14 protein-coding genes are annotated in these 16,947 nt (G+C 72.1%); 6 read left to right on the plus strand and 8 right to left on the minus strand.

Annotated features, from left to right (window positions below; all coding sequences use genetic code 11):
• Nucleotides 1-16: 16 nt before the first annotated feature.
• Both WME98_RS18795 and zigA read right to left on the minus strand, forming a co-directional pair.
• Nucleotides 17-160 carry a hypothetical protein gene (locus tag WME98_RS18795; protein ID WP_437334459.1) on the minus strand — a complete coding sequence of 48 codons (144 nt, stop codon included), beginning with the start codon at nucleotides 158-160 and terminating at the stop codon, nucleotides 17-19.
• A gap of 408 nt (nucleotides 161-568) precedes the next feature.
• The gene (zigA, locus tag WME98_RS18800) at nucleotides 569-1,813 is read right to left on the minus strand and encodes a zinc metallochaperone GTPase ZigA (protein ID WP_437952524.1); all 1,245 of its coding nucleotides are present in this window, start codon (nucleotides 1,811-1,813) and stop codon (nucleotides 569-571) included.
• Between the two features lie 321 nt (nucleotides 1,814-2,134).
• Between zigA and WME98_RS18805 the strand changes: the two genes are divergently transcribed.
• Complete coding sequence (locus tag WME98_RS18805) at nucleotides 2,135-3,538, plus strand: MATE family efflux transporter (protein WP_437952525.1); 1,404 nt, start codon at nucleotides 2,135-2,137, stop codon at nucleotides 3,536-3,538.
• A 115-nt stretch (nucleotides 3,539-3,653) separates the two neighbouring features.
• Here WME98_RS18805 and WME98_RS18810 read toward each other — a convergent pair whose 3' ends face one another.
• Nucleotides 3,654-4,307 (minus strand): TetR/AcrR family transcriptional regulator, encoded by a 654-nt coding sequence (locus WME98_RS18810; protein ID WP_437952526.1) that lies wholly within the window; start codon nucleotides 4,305-4,307, stop codon nucleotides 3,654-3,656.
• Nucleotides 4,308-4,597: 290 nt separating this feature from the next.
• Here WME98_RS18810 and WME98_RS18815 point away from each other — a divergent pair, with 290 nt between their 5' ends.
• Nucleotides 4,598-5,686 (plus strand): efflux RND transporter periplasmic adaptor subunit, encoded by a 1,089-nt coding sequence (locus WME98_RS18815; protein ID WP_437952527.1) that lies wholly within the window; start codon nucleotides 4,598-4,600, stop codon nucleotides 5,684-5,686.
• 7 nt (nucleotides 5,687-5,693) lie between these two features.
• Nucleotides 5,694-8,861, plus strand: a complete 3,168-nt coding sequence (locus tag WME98_RS18820; RefSeq protein WP_437952528.1) for an efflux RND transporter permease subunit — start codon at nucleotides 5,694-5,696, stop codon at nucleotides 8,859-8,861.
• A 19-nt stretch (nucleotides 8,862-8,880) separates the two neighbouring features.
• On the opposite strand, the gene WME98_RS18825 is transcribed toward WME98_RS18820, so the two are convergent.
• Both WME98_RS18825 and WME98_RS18830 read right to left on the minus strand, forming a co-directional pair.
• Nucleotides 8,881-9,099 carry a heavy-metal-associated domain-containing protein gene (locus WME98_RS18825; protein ID WP_437952529.1) on the minus strand — a complete coding sequence of 73 codons (219 nt, stop codon included), beginning with the start codon at nucleotides 9,097-9,099 and terminating at the stop codon, nucleotides 8,881-8,883.
• Nucleotides 9,100-9,263: 164 nt separating this feature from the next.
• A complete protein-coding gene (locus WME98_RS18830; RefSeq protein ID WP_437952530.1) occupies nucleotides 9,264-10,418 on the minus strand; it encodes a hypothetical protein in 1,155 nt (384 codons plus the stop codon).
• A 235-nt stretch (nucleotides 10,419-10,653) separates the two neighbouring features.
• Between WME98_RS18830 and WME98_RS18835 the strand changes: the two genes are divergently transcribed.
• Together WME98_RS18835 and WME98_RS18840 are read left to right on the plus strand one after the other, a co-directional pair.
• The gene (locus WME98_RS18835) at nucleotides 10,654-11,355 is read left to right on the plus strand and encodes an RNA polymerase sigma factor (RefSeq protein ID WP_437952531.1); all 702 of its coding nucleotides are present in this window, start codon (nucleotides 10,654-10,656) and stop codon (nucleotides 11,353-11,355) included.
• Between the two features lie 359 nt (nucleotides 11,356-11,714).
• Entirely contained in the window at nucleotides 11,715-12,611 is an 897-nt protein-coding gene (locus tag WME98_RS18840) for a hypothetical protein (RefSeq protein ID WP_437952532.1), read from the plus strand.
• 61 nt (nucleotides 12,612-12,672) lie between these two features.
• On the opposite strand, the gene WME98_RS18845 is transcribed toward WME98_RS18840, so the two are convergent.
• The 3 genes from WME98_RS18845 to WME98_RS18855 form a co-directional block, all read right to left on the minus strand.
• On the minus strand, nucleotides 12,673-13,032 hold the full coding sequence (locus WME98_RS18845) for a GNAT family N-acetyltransferase (protein WP_437952533.1): 360 nt from the start codon (nucleotides 13,030-13,032) through the stop codon (nucleotides 12,673-12,675).
• A gap of 1 nt (nucleotide 13,033) precedes the next feature.
• On the minus strand, nucleotides 13,034-13,504 hold the full coding sequence (locus WME98_RS18850) for a hypothetical protein (RefSeq protein WP_437952534.1): 471 nt from the start codon (nucleotides 13,502-13,504) through the stop codon (nucleotides 13,034-13,036).
• Between the two features lie 180 nt (nucleotides 13,505-13,684).
• Nucleotides 13,685-13,900 (minus strand): hypothetical protein, encoded by a 216-nt coding sequence (locus WME98_RS18855; RefSeq protein WP_437952535.1) that lies wholly within the window; start codon nucleotides 13,898-13,900, stop codon nucleotides 13,685-13,687.
• A 444-nt stretch (nucleotides 13,901-14,344) separates the two neighbouring features.
• Here WME98_RS18855 and mxcH point away from each other — a divergent pair, with 444 nt between their 5' ends.
• Nucleotides 14,345-16,930 (plus strand): TonB-dependent siderophore myxochelin receptor MxcH, encoded by a 2,586-nt coding sequence (mxcH, locus tag WME98_RS18860; RefSeq protein WP_437954005.1) that lies wholly within the window; start codon nucleotides 14,345-14,347, stop codon nucleotides 16,928-16,930.
• The last annotated feature ends 17 nt before the right edge of the window (nucleotides 16,931-16,947 follow it).

Here is a 16,947-nt window from a genome sequence, read left to right on the forward strand (position 1 = left end):
GCTCGCTCGGAGGCCCTTATTCCGCCTCGACCGAGGCGCCCTCCCGCTCCGCCGGCGCCGGGCGCGCGAAATTGATCGGAACAGGGTCGAAGTCGCTCTGGTACGAGCCGATCTCCGCGTCCATCTTGATCTCGACGAACTCAGGCTTTTCGTAGCGCATCGGGGACCTCCTGTTTCCTTTCGGTGAACGGCGTTGTTCGCCGGCGCAAACGCAGGCTTCTTGCTCGCCGCTCCACGAGTGGCCGGATGAGATTTCGCGCCGGACAGCCCCAAGTCAAGGCCTGAAGCGCAGAGCAAATATCGTTTGGTGCGCAGGCGCCTCCGGGGTGCGACTCCTTTCCCCCTCGACCGAAGAATGCCCGCCGAGCTTCAACGTGATCGCCGGCGCGCCGCGTGGAGGCCGAGCGATTTGCTTGGCAGGGAAGAGTCCGTGGTTTCTGCACGAGGCCAGGACAATCCCTTACTCGATTCCGTGGACGACCCGATTGTGCCATTTCGGGATCGAGGTCTATCCGCAGCGAGCCCACGGTCGCCTCGGGCGCCGCGAGCTCGACAGGGATGGATCGCCTCAGGACAGCAGGAGCGGCGCCGGTCCTGCCTCGCTCTCGCTCTCCGGAGCGCTCTCTCCCTGCCACGCGGGGAATGGATCCTCGATGCGGCTCCAGCCGGAGGGCCCCGCGGCCATCTCCTCCGCCGTCAGCAAGCAGGCGTCGAGGCCGCGGGTGAGCTCGGCTCGATCCATGTCGACGCCGATAAAGACGATCTCCTGCCGCCGGTCGCCCCAGACCGGGTGCCACGCGGCGCTCCCCTCGTCGTCCTCCGGCCGCTGCTCCTCGGGCAACGACGCGATCCAGCGGCCCGCCGCTTCGAACGAGGCGGCGCCCCCCGCCTGCGACCAGGCCCCCGTGACGTCCATGCGGGTCGCGAGCCAGAAGAACCCCTTCGAGCGGAGCACTCCATCCCAGGCGGCCGCGCCGTGGATGAAGGCCCAGAGCCGCTCCGGGTGCATCGGGCGCGCTGCGCGGTAGACGAAGCTCTCGATCCCGTACTCCTCGGTCTCGGGCACGTGCTCTCCGCGCAGCTCCCGCATCCAGCCGGGCGAGCGCGCCGCCTCCTCGAAATCGAAGCGCCCCGTGCCGAGGATCTCGCGAGGATCGACCCGACCGCGGCGGGTCTTGAGGATGCGGGCGCCGGGGTTCAGGTGCAGGAGCATCGCCGTGAGCCGCTCGACCTCGTCCTCGCTCACGAGATCCGTCTTGTTGAGCACGAGCACGTTCGCGAACTCGACCTGCTCGACGAGCAGATCCGCGACCGTGCGCTCGTCGTCGCCGTCGAGCGCGGCCTCGCGCGCGCGCAGGTCGTCGGCGCTCGTCCAGTCCGCGAGGAACCGCTGCGCGTCGACGACGGTGACGAGCGTGTCGAGCCGGGCGACCTCGGAGAGGCTCTCGCCCGTCGCAGGGTCGGCGAAGGTGAACGTCTCGGCGACCGGCAGCGGCTCGGAGATGCCCGTCGACTCGATCAGCAGGTAGTCGAAGCGCCCCTCCGCCGCCAGGCGGGCCACCTCGACCAGGAGGTCCTCCCGGAGCGTGCAGCAGATGCAGCCGTTCGACATCTCGACGAGCTTCTCCTCGACGCGGGAGAGCGCCGCGCCCCCGCCCCGCACGAGCGCGGCGTCGACGTTGACCTCGCTCATGTCGTTGACGATCACCGCGACGCGCAGCGCGTCGCGGTTCGCGAGGACGTGGTTGAGCAGCGTGGTCTTGCCGGCGCCAAGGAAGCCGGACAGCACGGTCACAGGGAGCTTTCGCGTCACGTCTAGGTCCTCTCTCGATCTGGCGCCGTCTCGAATAATGAAACAGAATTGCATTTGCAACAAAATGGTTTCTGGCGCGCGCGCCGTCCGCCTCGCGCGCGGCGCGGGGCGCCGCGGAGCGGCGCGCCGAGGCCGCCCCGATCGCCGTGCGCAGCTCAGGTCGCCGGTCACGGCGCTCCGGTCGCCGCGCGCAGCTCAGGCCGCCCGGCGCGGCGCGACGGCCGTCGTCGACCTCGCTCCCTCTCCTGGCGGAGCGTACGTCGGCAGGTGGTATCACCCGGGGCGGCGGGGCGCCGCTGAGCCCGGAGGATCCGACTACTCGTGAAGAGCGAACATGGAGGCGCGGCGCTGGCGCGGCAGGTGTGGCGGCTCGCCTGGCCCGCGATCGCGCACATGCTGCTGCTGACGCTGGTCTTCCTCGTCGGCCGCGGCATGGTCGGGCGCTACTCCACGACCGCGCTCGCCTCGATGCAGATCTGCGGGACGCTGACGTGGACCATCGTCTCGGTCTTCAGCGCGACCTCCGCCGGCACGCTCGCCGTGGTCGCGCGCAGCGTGGGCGCCGGCGACCGCGCCGCCGCCGCGGAAGCGACGCGCGCGTCGCTGGTCTTCGCGCTCGCGCTCGGGGCGGCGGTCGCGCTGCCGCTGCTCGCCGCCTGCGGCCCGCTGCTCCGCGCGCTGTTCCCGAACGCCGGCGCGGCGGTCGTCGAGCAGGCGGCCGCGTACCTCGGGATCGTGCTGCCGGCGCTGCCGCTCGCGTTCGTCGAGGCCGTCGCGGCGGCCGCGCTGCAGGGCGTCGGCGACACGAGGACGCCGCTCGCCGTGGCCACGATCGGCAACCTCGTCAACGTGGCGGTGAGCGCGGTCCTGATCTTCGGCCACCTCGGGCTGCCCGCGCTCGGCGTGCGCGGCGCGGCCGTGGGCGTGGCGTGCACGATGGCCACCGAGGCGCTGCTGCTGACCGCGGCGCTGCTGTCGCGCTCGAGCCCGCTGCCCCTCCGGTCCGCTCCGGGCGCCGCGGCGCCCGCGCCGACCGACGCCGCCGCCCCCGGCACCGGCGCCGCGCCGCAGGCGAGCGCCCCGGCGCTCGCGCGGGTCCTGCGCGTCGCGCTGCCGGCGTTCGCCGAGCGATCCGTCTACCACGCCGGCTACATGGGGTTCGTCGCCATCATCGGGCTGCTCGGCGCCACCGCGATGGCCGCCAACCAGGCGCTCATCGCCATCGAGTCGGTGTGCTTCCTCTCTGCCGAAGGGTTCGGCATCGCCGCGGGCGCGCTCATGGCGCAGCGCCTCGGCGCGCGCAGCCCCCGCGACGCCGCGCGGGTCGGGCTCGTCGCGGCCCTCATGGCCATCCTCGCCCTCTCCGCGTTCGGCGTCCTGTTCGCGCTCGCCCCGCGCCCGCTCCTGCTCGCGTTCTCCGGCGACCCCGAGCTCCTCGCCGTGGGCGAGCGGGCGCTCCGCATGGCCGCCGTGGCGCAGCCGTTCATGGCGTTCGCCACCGTCATGGGGATGGGGCTCCGCGGCGCCGGCGACACCCGGACCGTGCTCGCCGTGACGCTCGTCTGCTCGCTGCTCGTCCGGCTCGGCGGCACGTGGCTGTTCGCGGTGACCCTCGGCCACGGGCTCGTAGGTGTCTGGATGGGCAGCACCGCCGACTGGATCTGCCGCAGCGCCCTGCTCGCCGTCGCCTTCGCGCGCGGCCGCTGGAAGGCCCTCGCCGTCTGACCCGGCCCCGCGGCTCAGGCCTGCTCCCGCAGGCCCGGGCGAGCAGTGGTCAAATTTGAACATGAAGGCGGGAAGCCGGGAAGAAAACCTTAATGTTCTTCCCGCCTTCCCGCCTTCATGTGGACTCTCTCTGGGCAGAGTTGACCACTACCCCTGGGCGCAGCACCCCGAGGAGGATCACGTCGACGACGCGCGCGAGCTGCGCCTCGTCGATGCTCGCGCGATGCTCGATCATCTTGTTCTTGAGGTAGGCCGCGAGCAGCTCGAACGGGAGCATCGGATCGTCGCTCGGCGCGAGCTCGCCTCGCGCGACGGCGCCCTCGACGATCGCCCGCAGCCCGCTCTCCTGGACCGCGCGCAGCGAGCGGGCGATGGCCATGAGCTCCGAGTCGAGCCCCTCGGCGAGGAACACGTGCACGATGCTCTGCCCCACCGGTGACATCTGGATCTCGACGATCGCCCGCCCGAGCGCGATGAGATCCCCGCGGAGCGAGCCCGTGTTCGGCGGGACGATCTTCTCGTCCGTGACCGACAGGAGCGCGGCGCGCACGAGGTCCTCCTTCGTGGGCCAGCGCCGGTAGACGGTGGTCTTGTTCACCCCCGCGCGCGTCGCCACGTCCTCGATCCGGAGCGCGCGGTAGCCCGCGCTCGCGAGCTCCTCCAGCGTCGCCGCGAGGATGCCGCGCACCACCGGCTCGCCGCGCACGAGCGCGCGCTTCTTCGCGGAGCCCCGCCTCGCCGTCCGCTTCGCCGTCGTCGCCTGCTGCATCGACCCGTCATTCAAGTTCCGCCGCGCGGCACACGCCAGCGCAATCCCGCGGCGCGTCGCGCCATCGCGTCAGTTTGTTGCGATGACCGCAACTAGTTGTTGCGGTCGACCGCGGCCGTGTTATACCCATCGCAACCATCGGTTGCGATGATCGTAGCGCCGCGCTCGAGGGGCGCGGCGGAGGGCTGGGCGACGGCGGAACGGGCGGGGGCGCGGCGCGCCGCCGGCCGCGAGGTCGCGCTCCGCCCGGACGCGAGGCCGCTCGTGACCGACCCCGCCGCGAGGAATCCTTGAACCACGCCACGACGAAACGCCGCGCCGAAAGCTTCCTCCTCCTCGCCGCGCTCGCCGCCTCGGCGGCGGGCTGTGCGTCCAAGGCCAGCGCCGAGAGCGCGACCCAGGCGACCGCGCCGCCGGTCCGCGTCGAGACCGCCGAGGTGCGCGAGGCGCCGATGCCGCGCAGCCTCGCGCTCACCGGCACGCTGCGCGGGGACCGGCAGACCGACCTCGCCGCCAACGCGGTGGGCCGCGTGCTCGAGACCTTCGTCGAGCGCGGCGACGCGGTGAAGAAGGGCGATCTGCTCGCGCGCCTCGACGTCCGCGCCGCCGCGCTCACCGCCGCCGAGGCGCAGGCCAACGCCGCGCTGACCCGCGCGCAGGAGGAGACGGCGAGGCGCGAGTGCGACCGCTACCGGGCGCTGCTCGACGGCGGCGCGATCTCCCGGGCCGAGCACGACAGGATCGCCGACCAGTGCCGGAGCGCCCCGCTCTCGGTCGCGGCCGCCACCGCCCGCGCGCGCGCCGCCGCGCAGAGCGTCGGCGACGGCCAGATCCGGGCGCCGTTCGACGCGATGGTCACCGAGCGCTTCGTCGACGTCGGCGAGTACGTCCGCCACGACTCCCGGGTCGTCGCGCTCGTCTCGAAGGGCGCGCTGCGCCTCGAGTTCGCGGTGCCCGAGGCGAGCCTCGCCGCCGTGAAGACCGGCGGCGCGCTCACCTTCACGGTGCCGGCGTACCCGGGGCGCTCGTTCTCGGGCGCCGTGCGCTGGATCGGCGCCGCGGTCCGCGAGGCCACGCGCGACCTCGTGGCCGAGGCCGAGGTCGAGGACCCGGACGGCGCGCTGCGGCCGGGGATGTTCGCGTCGATCGCGCTCGCCACCGGGGAGGCGCCGAGCCCGGTGGTGCCGCGGTCCGCCATCGTCGAGAAGGAGGGCCGCGCGCACCTCTTCGCCGTGGTCGATCGCCGGATCGAGGAGCGCGTCGTGCAGACCGGCGCGGAGAAGGGCGACCTCATCGCCGTCCTCCGCGGCGTCCGCGCGGGCGACGCGATCGTGATGAAGCCGTCTCAGGGGCTCGAGAACGGCCAAGCCGTGGAGTGAGGTCGTCATGCAGTGGCTCGCCCGCGTTTGCGTCAAGAGGCCCGTCTTCGCGTCGGTCCTCATGCTGGTCATCGTGGTCCTCGGCGCCGCCGGCTACACCCGGCTCGGCCTCGACCAGTTCCCGGACATCGACGTCCCGTACGTCGTCGTCACGACGCGCCTCGACGGCGCGGCGCCCGAGGAGGTCGAGACCGAGATCTCCGACCGGATCGAGGGCGCGGTGAACACCATCAGCGGCATCGAGGAGATCCGGTCGACGTCGACCCAGGGCGTGAGCCAGGTGGTCGTCGGCTTCACGCTGGAGAAGGACGCCGACGTCGCCGCCCAGGAGGTGCGCGACAAGATCAGCGCCGTCCTGCCCAGCCTGCCCAAGGGCATCGATCCGCCGATCGTGAGCAGGATCGACCTCGGCGCGGCCCCGGTGCTGCTCGTCTCCGTGGAGTCGGACCGGCCGATCCGCGAGCTCAGCGAGATCGCCGACAAGCAGGTGCGCCGGCAGATCGAGGGCATCTCCGGCGTCGGTCAGGTCAACGTGATCGGCGCGCAGAGCCGGCAGATCAACGTCTGGCTCGACCCGATCGCCCTCAGGGCGCAGGGGATCACCGCGGCCGAGGTGCAGCGCGCGATCGCCGCGCAGAACCTGATGACCCCGGGCGGCAGCGTCGAGACCGGCCCCGAGGACCTGACGCTGCGCGTGATGGGGCGCGTCGACTCGCCCGAGGCCCTCGGCCGCATCGTCCTCCGGCAGCAGGACGGCCGCGCGGTGCGCCTCGCGGACGTCGCCCGCGTCGAGGACGGCCGCGCCGAGGAGAAGACGTGGGCCCAGCTCGACCGGAGGCGCACCGTCCTCCTGTCGATCGTCAAGCAGTCGGGCCAGAACACCGTCGCCGTCGTCGACACGGTGAAGGCGCGCCTCGCCGAGGTGCAGCGCTCGCTGCCCGAGGGGACGAAGATCGAGGTCGTGCGCGACGGCTCGCGGGTGATCCGCACGGGCATCGCCGCCGTGAAGGAGCACCTCGTGCTCGGCGCCCTCCTCGCCGCGGCGGTGGTGCTCCTCTTCCTCGGCAACGCCCGCAGCACCCTGATCGCGGCGCTCGCGATCCCGATCTCGGTCATCGGGACGTTCGCGGTCATGTGGGTCGCCGGCTTCACGCTCAACTTCCTCACGCTCCTCGCGCTCGCGCTCGCCGTCGGCATCGTGATCGACGACGCGATCGTCGTGCTCGAGAACATCGTCCGCTACATCGACGAGAAGGGGATGAAGCCGTTCCCGGCCGCCGTCCTGGCGACGAAGGAGATCGGCCTCGCGGTGCTCGCGACCACGCTCTCGCTCATGGCGGTCTTCATCCCGGTCGCGTTCATGCCCGGCATGGTGGGGCGCTTCCTCAAGAGCTTCGGCCTGACGATGGCCTTCGCCATCGGGGTCTCGCTCATCGTGAGCTTCTCGCTCACGCCCTCGCTCGCCGCGCGGTGGCTCTCGGGGCACAGGCAGGCGGGCGCGCACGCGAAGCCCTCGATCCTCGAGCGCGCCGTCGACGTCTTCTACCGGCCGATCGAGCGCGCCTACATGGCCGCGCTCGCGTGGGTGATGAAGCGCCGCTGGGTGATCGTCGTCGCGTCGGTGGCCGCGCTCGGCTCGTGCGGCCCCATCGCCAAGACGCTGCCCGCCGGGTTCCTCCCGGAGGACGATCAGGCGCAGTTCGAGATCAGCCTGCGCGCGCCGGAGGGGACGAGCCTCACCTCGACCCGCCTCATCGCCGAGCGCATCGCCGACGACGTGCGCCGGCTCCCGGGCGTCACGAGCACGCTCATGACGGTCGGCGAGGGGGAGCAGCAGGCCTCGAACATCGCCAAGATCTACGTGATGCTCGTCGATCCGGAGCAGCGCGCGCTCGGGCAGCTCGAGATCATGCAGAGGGCGCGCGACGAGATCCTCGCGAAGCTGCCGCGCGAGCTGCGCGTCACGGCCGGCGAGGTGCAGGCGATCTCGTCCGGCGGCCAGTCGTCGGGGCGGATCCAGGTGGCGCTCCAGGGGCCGGATCTCGACCAGCTGGCCGAGTACGCGACGCGCATCACCGAGGAGCTGCGGAAGGTCCCCGGCGCGGTGGACGTCGACAACAGCCTCGTCGTGGGCAAGCCCGAGCTCCGCGCGACCATCGACCGCGATCGCGCCGCGGATCTCGGCGTCCAGGTGGCCGACGTGGCCGGCGCGCTCCAGCTCTTCGTCGGGGGGCTCAAGGTCTCGACGTACTCGGAGGCCGGCGAGCAGTACGACGTCCGCGTGCGCGCCGACGCGAGGCACCGGGCGGACGCGCAGGGCCTCTCGTTCCTCTCGGTCCCCTCGTCCAAGCACGGCGCCGTCCCGCTCGACAGCGTGGTCGCGCTGGAGCCCGACAGCGGGCCCTCGTCGATCGGACGCCTCGGCCGGCGCCGGCAGATCACGATCAGCGCGAACGCCGCGCCCGGCGTCGGCGACAGCGCGGTGCAGGCGGCGCTCGACCGGATCATCGCCGAGCAGAAGATGCCGGCGGGCTACTCCACGCAGGCGGTGGGGAGCTCGAAGAACACGGCGAGCACGGCGACGAGCTTCGCCGTGGTCATCGGCCTCGCGTTCGTGTTCATGTACCTGATCCTCGCGGCGCAGTTCGAGTCGTGGCTCCACCCGATCACGATCCTGCTCTCGCTGCCGCTCACGGTGCCGTTCGCGCTGCTGTCGCTGAAGCTCTTCGACCAGTCGCTGAACCTCTTCTCGGGGCTCGGCCTCCTCGTCCTCTTCGGCGTGGTGAAGAAGAACGCGATCCTGCAGATCGACCACACGAACCACCTGCGGGCCGAGGGGATGCCGCGGCTCCAGGCGATCCTCCAGGCGAACAAGGACCGGCTCCGGCCGATCCTGATGACGACGATCGCCTTCGTCGCCGGCATGATCCCGCTCGTGCTCTCGCACGGCGTCGGCTCGGGCCAGAACCGGACGACCGGGGCCATCGTGCTCGGCGGCCAGTCGCTCTCCCTGGTCCTCACGCTGCTCGCGGTGCCGGTGGCCTACTCGCTCTTCGACGACGCGGCCGAGTGGCTCCGCCGCCGTCGGGGCAGGCGGGCGGAGGACAGGGGCGAGGCCGAGCTCGACGCGCTGCTCGCCGCGCCCGAAGCGAGCGCGGCGGCGGGCGGTGAGTGAGCCCGGCCAGCGCGGTCGCTCAGGCGGCGCGCGAGCGCACGTCGTAGCCGGCCCCGCGCACGGCCTCGACCAGCGCGTCCACGGGCGCGCGGGCCGGGTCGTGCTGCACGACGACGGTGCCCTCGCGCAGGCGGACGTCGACCTTGGCGACGCCGTCGAGATCGCGCAGCGCGCCGTCGATGTGGCGAATGCAGGACGGGCAGCTCATCCCGCCGACCTGGAGGGTAGTCTCTTTCATGGTGTCATCCTTTCGGCGACCCCGCGGTCGCTCACCTCCGAAGACGCAGCCGCCCGGCTTCATTACACCGCGCCCGCGCCGCTGGGCGCCGCCGGTTCGGCCCGGGCACCCCGCTGCGCGGCCAGGCAACGCCGCGGGCCGGGCGCGATCGAGCCGCCCGGCGCTTACAGGATGGGATCGATGCGGTAGACGCGGCTGGACCGCAGGTCGACGAAGTAGAGCTTGCCGTCCGGCCCGAAGGTGAATCCGGCGAGCGAGCCGGCCGGCAGGCCGGTATCCAGGGTGCGGACCAGCCGTCCTGTCAGATCGAAGGCATAGAATCGGCTGGTGGCGTGATCGGTGGCGTAGACGATGCCTTCGTGGACCTCGATCCCGCTCGGCGCTTCCAGCGTCCCCGGGGGGACGAGCTCGGTCAGCGTGGCCCCGTCGACGTGCTTGCGCGCCCTGACCGGCTCTTGCCCGTCGAAGCCCGCGCCGGGCGCGCCGCTCGCGGTATCCAGCTTGAGCAGCCGGCCGTGACCGGTGTCGGCGACGTAGAGATGGCGGTCCTCGGCGCGATAGAAGACGTGGCTCGGCGCGTCGTCGCTGCCGAGCACCTCGCCGGCGGCATAGCGGAGGATCGCGCCGTCGGCGTGGTCGTCGTTCCCGGGGCCGTGATCGTGGGCGAAGTCGTACCGGTCGAGCGCGAGGTCGTGGCCGTTGAAGACCCAGTAGACGTTGCCCGCCTCGTGCGCGATGCCCTTGCAGAAGGGGCTCGAGTGGAGCATGTCGAGGTGCGACCCGAGGCCGTCGGGGGTCGATTTCGCGAAGACCGCGAGGTCCGACGAGAAGAGCGTCGGACCCATGAAGTCATTGCCGCCGTTGTCGTTGTCGCCGCAGACCCCGAACGTGCCTGCGTCGCCGAAGTCGATCGCCGGCGGCCGGTCCATGAAGTGCGCTGCGGCCGGGTCGCGGAGGCGGATCGAGGCGCTGTCGGGCGCGCCGGGCCGCGTGATGATGACCACGCTGTCGTCCTGGCGGTTGACGACCCAGAGCTCCTCGGGCCGCTCGGGGTTGAAGTCGAGATCGGTCGGCTCACGCTGCCTGTCCTGCTCGTGGACCAGCACGAGCGCGACCGACGACGGACTGCCGTCCTTGACGCCGATCGGGGATCCGGGCGGGAGCGCGACGCACTCGCCGCGCACCTGATCGCACAGGGGCGTTTCGGGCGCGGGGGCGCAGTCCGGTGAGGCCTTGCAGAGCAGCGGCGGCTCCGGAGCGGCGTCCGGGTCTGCCCCGGAGCAGGCCGACACGAGTCCCACGCTTACCAGGACGAGCACCCTTTGCAGCATCACGCCGGCCTCTCAGTTGACGGTGACGCGGACATTGTGACCCCGCCGGTCACGCTGGCCATCCCTTTCACGGTGGCCATCCCTTTGCGGCGTGGCTCCTTGTGTCGTGGCTCCCGGGCCCTTGCGTTGGGGCGGCGGCAGGCGGGGGGCGGAAGTGGGAGCGGCGCGGCGGAAGCGGGGGCGGGGTGGCGGCAGGCGGGCCCCGAGGTTAGTCTCATGCGTCATGAGCGAGATCGAGCGAGCCCCGGAAGGCACCGAGCGTGCGAGGGAGGAGGCCGAGCCTGCGAGCGCGGAGGGCGCCGCGCCTGGGAGCTCGGCCGATGTGGTCGCGACGCTGGTCGAGAGCCACCGGGAGTTCCTGCGATTCCTGGAGCGCAAGGTGGGCAACCGGGCGGTCGCCGAGGACATCCTGCAGGACGCGTTCGTGCGGGGCATCGGCCGCATCGACAGCCTGCGCAACGATGAGTCCGCCACGGCGTGGTTCTATCGGACCCTCCGGAATGCCGTGGTGGACCATTTCCGGCGCAAGGGGGCGTCGGAGCGGGCGATGGCGGCGCTGGCCGCCGAGCTCGACGAGGTGGCCGAGCCGCAGGTGGAGCAGCGCGCCGTGTGCCAGTGTGTCCGGGCGCTGGCCGGAACGCTGAAGCCCGAGTACGCCGCCGCGCTCCAGCGCGTCGAGGTCGACGGGCTCTCGGTCCAGGCGTTCGCCGAGGAGGCGTCGATCACCGCGAACAACGCGGCGGTGCGCCTGTTCCGCGCGCGCGAGGCGCTCCGCAAGCAGGTGGCCGCGTCGTGCGGGACCTGCGCCGATCACGGGTGCCTCGACTGCTCGTGCGGCCCGGTGCCGTCGAAAGCGGCGAAGGGCGAGCCGGAGCCGCGGCGAGGCTGCGGGCACGGGGCGGGGGATCGCGGTCCGGTCGGGTGAGGCGGCGGGCTCGAAGGCGCCGAGCAGCTCGTTGGAGGTCGGCCTGTTCGGCCGCTGATTGCTTGGTGGATTCGGAGGAGTCTTCGGGTCGTGACATGTCGCGTGACTCCTATGCTTTCCCGGTGAGCGATCGGCCCTCCGCGCTGTAAGGCGATCCGAGACGCCGCCCCGTGTCGAGACGACGTGCCTCCGGCAGGGGGCGCCCAGCAGGGTAGGCCAGATCGCGTGACGAATCCGGGATGCTGGCCGGAATGTACGAGGTGGGAGGCGGCTGCTCCGGCGCGTGCGGGAGCTGCCGCAGGAGCCGGGCAAGCCGCCCGGAAGTCCAGCATGGCTGCAACCACCCGAGAGATGACCCGATGCCCTCAGTCACGCATGAAGTCCTGGTCGACCTGTTCAAGAACCGCCCGAGGCTGGCCGCGGAGATGCTGCAAGACGCGCTCGGCCAGCCGGTCCCCGCCTTCACGGAGGCGCGCGTCGAGTCCTCGGACCTGGCCGAGGTCGTGCCCTCGGAGCGGCGGGCGGACGCCATCGTCGTGCTGCTGGCGAGCGAGCAGCAGCGGCCGGCGATGGCGATCGTGGTAGAGGTCCAGCTCGGCGTGGACCGGGACAAGCCGTACGTCTGGCCGGTGTACGTGACCCAGACGAGGGCGCGGCACCGCTGCCCGACGCGGCTGCTGGTGGTGACGATCGACGCGGCGATGGCGCGGTGGAGCGCGCGGCCGATCGACACGGGCCACCCAGGCTGGACGCTGACGCCGCTGGTGCTCGGGCCCGAGGTCGTCCCGGTCGTCACGGACGCCGAGCAGGCGAAGGCGGCGCCGGAGGTGGTGGTGCTATCGGCGATGGCGCACGGGGAGGGGGAGGCCGGGGAGGCGATCGGGGTGGCGTTCCTGGCGGCGGCAGGTGGGCTCGATGAGGAGCGCCGGGCCCTGTACGCGGACGTGGTGCTATCCTCGCTGAACGCAGCGGCGAGGCGGACGTTGGAGGCGATGATGAAGAGCGGATACCAGTATCAGAGCGAGTTCGCGCGTGGCTACGTGGCCAAGGGCCGGGAGGAAGGGGTGCGCGAGGGCACCCTGAAGACCAAGGCGCACGATGTGCTCGCCTTCCTCGAGGCCCGCGGGCTGGAGGTCCCCGCCGACGTGCGGGAGCGCGTGCTGGCGAGCACCGACATCGCCGAGCTGGATCGGTGGATCCGCCGCGCCGCGGTCGTCAGCGACGCCCGCGAGCTCCTCGCTACGAACGGCTCCTGAGCGCGCGACCGCGTACCGCCGACAGCCCGAATCCCCTCGCACGCCAGCCGAGCTCCCACCATCAGCCGAATCGATCCACGAGGAAATCGATCTCGGCGAGCTCCTGAAAGCCCACGCGGCGCAGGATCGGCCGCGACATCGGGCCGGCCCTCGTCACGACCCGCGGCGCGCCGCGACGGACGGCGTCCTCCCAGAGGGCGGCGAGCAGCGCGCGGTACGCGCCGCGACCGCGCGCCGCCGCCTTCGTCGAGCCGGCGTGCAGGACGGCGCCGGCGTCCGTGAACGTCGCGGTGGCGGCCGCGACCGCCTCGCCGTCAATCCAGGCGAGATAGCGGACGAACCGCGGTTCGGCGAGGTCCCGCGCCCCGTCGCGGTCAATCCGGGCGAGCTCGGCGCCGAGCAGGTCCAGCCGTCCAAACACCTCAATGGGTGATCGAGACGAACGTGCGGAAGTCGCCGACCGTCTCGACGCGCGACACCGCGATGCCCGCGGGAGCGCGCGGCGGCGGCTCGAGCAGCGCCATGACGACGGCCCGCGGGGGCTCGGCAGGCGACATCCCGAAGGAGCGCAGACGGTCGGCGAGGCCGGACGGCGTGGCCGAGCTCGCGACCTCCCACGTCAGCGCCCGCCGGCCGTGCTGCGCGGCCAGCGCGCGCACCTCCTCCACCGCATCGAGGACCGCATCCGGCGCGAGCCGCAGGCGCTGCACGACGTTGAACGCCGGGTCGTCGCCCTGCCCGAGGAAGAGCACGTACCGGTCCGTCACGATCAGCCGCTCTCCCTCCCGGATCGGCTCATCGACGCTCGGCGCCTCGGCGAGCCGAAGGACCGCCTCGCCGTCCAGCGGTCCACCGCCCATCACCGGCAGCATCGATTCGCGCGGAGCGCTCACGGGGCGGCGCTGCACCACACGGCCGGAGGCGCGGAGGTTCGATCGCCGGACGCGAGCACGCCACAGCAAAGGGCAAACAGGAGGACAGCCTTGCGGTGCGGCATCGTCGACCGGACGAGCGGACGATAGGCGGAGGGGATATCTATCGCAAGTCTGGCCAAGGATCGTCTCGCGCGGCATTCAACCCATCACCGCGCTCGCCTTCCCGACATCATCCATCGCGTCACGCCTCGCGGTGAGCTCGGCGGTGAAACGATCGCGATCCACGACGGTCGCCCGGTACGGCCTCGAATCGGTACCGGCTGCGCGGCCGAGATCGTTTTCGATCACACCCCTCTTTCCGCGCCGCCCTGTCGCCCGAAGGCGCAGAATGCGCCGGGAACCGGGCTCGGTCATGAGCCCTCGTGTGCCCCGAGGCCCGGGCCTCGCAAACCTGCGCCCGATACGCCCGAAGCCCGACTGCACCTCATCGAGGATCAGCCGGATACCGGGGCGCGTCGCCAGCCCCCGCAGCCCCTTCGGCCGCCGGGTCACGGGCGCCGGGAGGATGCCCCTCGCCCTGCACCCGGGCAGCGCTCGCCACGCGGCGCCACGTGGGCCCGCGCATCTGCCACGACCGCGCGGAGACGCCTGGATTTTGGTGATGATGGAATTTGAATCCTGGATGGCACGATCTGGAGGAAAAATGAAATTGAATTCTGTTTTCATTTTAGGTACCGGAAGTTTTGTAGAATGGACGTCACCTCGGTTGCTCGACCCTCGCGTCCCGGACCGCGGGCCAGGCCAAAGGCGGGCGCGGTGGCACGAGGTCGCCTCGCGCTGCGAGGCCCGTTTGCAGGCGTGTTGGCCTTCCTGATCCTCGGCGTGCAGGCGCCGGCGCGCGCTCAGGACGGCGGCATGCCCGGGCGCGCGGGAGGTGACGGTGACGTGAGCGTGCGCGCGCCTGCCGCCGGATCGCCGGGCGGCGAGCGCTCATCGCCCGGCGCCGGAGGCCCCCACGTCGAGCCGCCGCAGCTGCTCGAGCTCGCCGAGGCGGAGTACCCGCAGGAAGCCCGAGCGGCACGACGAGCGGGCACCGTCGTGCTGAAGCTCCGGATTGATGCGGCGGGGCGCGTGACCGAGGCCGAGGTCACGAATCCCGTGGGTCACGGCTTCGACGAGGCCGCCCGGGCGGCGGCGCTCCGGTCCCGCTTCGCGCCGGCCCGCCGGGACGGCGCGCCGGTCGCCGCGCGCATCCTCTACAGCTACGAGTTCCGGCTCCCCGAGGAGCCCCCGGCCGAACCGCCCTCCTCGACGGAGGGAACCCGGGCCGCGGCCACGCCCCCGCCAGGGTCGGCTCCCCCGCCATCCACGGGGCCCGGCCAGGCACCCAAGGCGGCGCCCGTCCAGGTGATCGTGCGCGGCGCCGAGGCCGAGCGCCTCCGGCAGTCCGCGCAGGCGATCACGGTCATCGAGACCGAGGAGGCGCAGCGGCGGACCGCCGACATGGGCGAGGTGCTCGCCCGCACCGCGGGCATCAGCGTGCGGCGGAGCGCGGGGCTCGGGTCGTGGGCGCGGTTCTCGCTGAACGGCCTCACCGAGGATCAGATCCGCTTCTTTCTCGACGGCGTGCCGCTCGATCTCGCGGGGTACCCGTTCGGCGTCTCCAATGTGCCGGTGAACCTGGTCGAGCGCGTCGAGATCTACCGCGGCGTGGTCCCGGTGCGCTTCGGCGCCGACGCGCTGGGCGGGGCCGTCAACCTGGTCACGGACCGGGACGTCCGCGGCACCCATGGCGCGGTGTCCTACGAGATCGGCTCGTACGACACGCACCGGGTCGCGCTCTCGGCGCGGCACCTGCACGAGCCGAGCGGCTTCTTCACCCGCGTGAGCGGCTTCTTCGACTATGCGAAGAACGACTACCCGGTGGACGTCCTGGTGGCGGACGAGCGCACCGGGCGCGTGCGGCCGGCCCGAGCTTATCGCTTCCACGACGCCTACCGAGCCGCGGGCGGGGGCGCCGAGCTCGGCTTCGTGAACCGGCCCTGGGCGCGGCGGCTGCTCCTGCGCGCCTTCGTCACCGACGGCGACAAGGACCAGCAGCACAAGGAGGGCCATATGGACATCCCCTATGGCGAGGTCACGAGCGGCGAGCTCTCGCCGGGCGCGACGCTCCAGTACGAGCAAGGGCTCGGCCGCGGCGTCGCCCTCGACGCGCTCGTCGGGTACACGCTCGGGCGCGGCACCTTCCTCGACGTCAGCGACTGCGTTTACGACTGGTTCGGACGCTGCGTCCGCAAGCGCACCAGGCCAGGTGAGGAGCAGTCGCCCCCCCGGGATCAGGTGTTCTGGGAGCACAGCGGCCTCGGCCGCCTCAACCTCCGCTACCGGCCCCACCCGGAGCACGCGTTGCAGCTCTCCTTGTCTCCGACGTTCGTCTCGCGAACGGGAGAGGAGCGGAGGCCGGACAACCCCCAGGCCCGCGCTCGGCTCGGCGCCGAGCGCAGCCTGTTCACCTGGGTGTTCGGCGTCGAGCACCAGCTCAACGTGCTCGACGATCGGCTGGAGAACCGCTTCTTCGTGAAGGACTACGTGCAGATGCTCCGCGCGAAGGAGCGCCTCCCGGGGCTCGACGGGCGCTTCGGCCGGCGGGATCGCGACACCCATCGCGTCGGCGTCGGCGACGGCCTCCGCTACCGCTTCTCCGAGTGGCTCTATGCCAAGGCGTCCTACGAGTGGGCGACGCGGCTCCCGCGGCCCGACGAGGTGTTCGGCGACGGGGCGATGATCGTCGCCAACCTCGGTCTCTCGCCCGAGACGAGCCACAATGGAAATCTCGGCTTCACGATCGACGCGCGCGACACGCCTTCGGGCGCGTGGCGCCTCGACGCGAACGGCTTTCTCCGCGCGATCGACCGGCTCATCGTGCTGGACAACCACACTCAGCCGGCCACCTACGTGCATGTCACGGGGGCCCGGTCGCTGGGGATCGAGGCCGTCGCCGGCTGGACGTCGCCGGGAGAGTACATCGCCCTCGACGGCAACATCACCTATGAGGATTTTCGCAAGACGTCCGACGAGGGGAACTTCGCTGGCTCCGAGGGCGAGCGGATGCCGAACCGGCCGTGGCTCGTCGCCAACGGCTCGGCGCGCGTGCAGCTCCAGCAGCTCTTCGCGCCGCGCGACACGATCTCGCTCACCTGGGACACGCGCTATGTGCACGAGTTCTACGTCGGCTGGGCGAACGTCGGGCTGCGCGAGTCCAAGGCCAAGCTGCCTTCGCAGCTCCTGCACTCGCTCGCGCTGACCTACGTCGTGCGCGACGCGCCGCGCGTGGTGAGCTTCACCATCGAGGCGCACAACCTGACCGACGCGTGGGCCTCCGATTTCCACGGTGTCCAGCGGCCCGGGCGGACGTTTTCCTCCAAGGCGACGCTGGAGATGTGACGACGATGTCGAGGCGA

The organism is Sorangium sp. So ce296, from assembly GCF_051529605.1.
GTDB classification, from domain to species: domain Bacteria; phylum Myxococcota_A; class Polyangia; order Polyangiales; family Polyangiaceae; genus Sorangium; species Sorangium cellulosum_D.